The sequence below is a fragment of the Pseudomonas sp. PA-4-8C genome, assembly GCF_021606625.1.
Lineage (GTDB): Bacteria > Pseudomonadota > Gammaproteobacteria > Pseudomonadales > Pseudomonadaceae > Aquipseudomonas > Aquipseudomonas lactis.
Genome location: NZ_WKCD01000452.1, coordinates 1 through 2,470 on the forward strand (window position 1 = coordinate 1; position 2,470 = coordinate 2,470).

The following is a 2,470-nucleotide window of genomic DNA, read 5'->3' on the forward strand; positions in this document are numbered from 1 at the left end:
CTCCAGAGCGGCGTAGCAGCAATGGTCAAAGCCTTCAACTTGGCTGACTGGTTTGGCCATGGCTATCTGTAGGAGCGAGCTTGCTCGCGAAAAACGTCAACGATGACGCGCGCTTCCTGAATAAACGCGGCGCCTGTGAGATTTTCGCGAGCAAGCTCGCTCCTACAGATAGCCATGGCCAAACCAGTCAGCCAAGTTGAAGGCTTTGACCATTGCTGCTACGCCGCTCTGGAGCGACTATTTCAGCGCTTTTTTCGAGTTGTAAACGTCCTGAAAATAAAAACACAGAAGGATAGGAAGCGATGCGTGAGTATTTGGCTGCCACCACCGAGTTTGATTACCAGCACACCGTCGACGCCGCACTGGCCGGCAATCTGCAAGCGCTCAATGCCTGTGTGGAGTGTTGTGACCGTCACGCGCTGCCGGGGCGAATCGCGTTGTTCTGGGAAGGCAAGGACGGGCGTAGCGCCACCTCGACCTTTACCGAATTGCAGGAGCAGGCCGCACGTTTCGCCAACTTCCTGCTGGCCCAGGGCGTCAAGCGCGGTGACAAGGTGGCGGGCCTGCTGCCGCGTACCGCCGAATTGCTGGTGGTGGTGTTAGCAACCTGGCGCATCGGCGCGGTCTATCAGCCACTGTTTACCGCGTTCGGTCCCAAGGCGATTGAACACCGCTTGAACAGCTCCGGCGCAGCGCTGGTGGTCACCGATGCGGTGAACCGCCCCAAGCTGGCGGAAGTCGCCGACTGCCCGACCATCGTCACGGTCGCCGGGGCCAAGGGTGAAGGCATCGTGCGTGGCGATTACAGCTTCTGGGCCGAACTGCCCAATTACGCTTCTCACTGCGAGCCGGTGCTGCTGGGCGCAGAGGAGCCGTTCCTGCTGATGTTCACCTCGGGCACCACCGGCCCGTCCAAGGCGCTGTCGGTGCCGCTCAAGGCCATCGTCGCGTTCCAGGGCTACATGCGCGACGCCGTGGACTTGCGCCCCGAGGACGCGTTCTGGAACGTTGCCGACCCGGGCTGGGCCTATGGCATCTATTTCGGCGTGACCGGGCCGTTGTCCATGGGGCACCCGATCACCTTCTACGATGGCCCGTTCACCCTGGAAAGCACCTGCCGGGTGATCAATAAATACTCAATCACCAACCTGACCGGTTCGCCCACGGCGTATCGCCTGCTGATTGCCGGTGGCGAACAGTTCGCGCGTTCGATCAAAGGCAAGCTGCGCATCGTCAGCAGCGCCGGCGAGCCGTTGAACCCGGAGGTGATCCGCTGGTTCGCCGACAACCTGGGCGTGACCATCCACGACCATTACGGCCAGACCGAGCTGGGCATGGTGCTGTGCAACCACCACGGCCTGGTGCATCCGGTGCATGTCGGCTCGGCGGGTTTTGCCTCGCCGGGGCATCGCATCGTGGTGCTGGATGACAACCATCAGGAGCTGCCGGCCGGCCAGCCCGGCATCCTGGCCATCGACCGCGAGCAATCGCCTATGTGCTGGTTTGCCGGGTACGACGGCGTGAAAACCAAGGCCTTTGTCGGCAAGTACTACCTCAGCGGCGACACCGTGGAGCTGAACCCCGACGGCAGCATCAGCTTTGTCGGGCGCAGCGACGACGTGATCACTACATCCGGCTATCGGGTGGGCCCTTTTGATGTGGAAAGCGCGCTGGTCGAACACCCGGCGGTGGTCGAGGCTGCCGTGGTCGGCAAGCCTTGCCCGGAGCGCACCGAATTGGTCAAAGCCTTTGTGGTGATCAGCGAGCAATACCGTGCCACCCCGGAGCTGGCTGAAGAACTGCGCCTGCACGTGCGCCAGCGCCTGGCCGCCCATGCATACCCACGGGAAATCGAATTTGTCAGCGACTTGCCCAAGACCCCGAGCGGCAAGCTGCAACGCTTTATTTTGCGCAATCAGGAAATAGCCAAGGCCCAGGCGGCCGTGGCTTGATCCCTTTAAAAGGAAACAACGATGCAGATTGAAAACAAGGTATTCCTGGTCAGCGGCGGCGCGTCGGGCCTCGGCGCGGCCACCGCTGAAATGCTGGTCGCCGCAGGTGCCAAGGTGATGCTGGTGGACTTGAACGCCGACGCCGTGGCCGCCAAGGCCGAGCAACTGGGCGACAACGCCCGCAGTGCCGTAGCAGACATCAGCCATGAAGCCGCTGCAGAAGCGGCGGTGAAGGCAGCGGTCGAGGCCTTTGGGGGCTTGCATGGCCTGGTCAACTGTGCGGGTGTGGTGCGCGGCGAGAAGATCCTCGGCAAGAATGGCCCGCACGGCCTGGCAAGCTTTGCCCAGGTAATCAACGTCAACCTGATCGGCAGCTTCAACCTGCTGCGCCTGGCCGCTGCGGCGATCGCTGAAACCGAGGCGAATGCCGACGGCGAGCGCGGCGTGATCATCAATACCGCCTCGGTGGCGGCATTCGATGGGCAGATCGGTCAGGCTGCGTACGCCGCCTCCAAGGG

General features: G+C 62.4%; 2 protein-coding genes. Both read left to right on the top strand.

Going from position 1 to position 2,470, the window contains the following annotated elements; translation table 11 throughout:
• The first annotated feature begins 302 nt into the window (after nt 1–302).
• Nucleotides 303–1,952 (top strand): AMP-binding protein, encoded by a 1,650-nt coding sequence (locus tag GIW04_RS29790; RefSeq protein ID WP_137203719.1) that lies wholly within the window; start codon nt 303–305, stop codon nt 1,950–1,952.
• Between the two features lie 21 nt (nt 1,953–1,973).
• Nucleotides 1,974–2,470: SDR family NAD(P)-dependent oxidoreductase (locus GIW04_RS29795; protein ID WP_236479539.1), on the top strand; the 497-nt coding region annotated here is incomplete at its 3' end.

Coding starts and splice junctions, on each gene's coding strand:
- GIW04_RS29790 (WP_137203719.1), top strand. CDS start 303: ATGCGTGAGTATTTGGCTGCCACCACCGAGTTTGATTACCAGCACACC.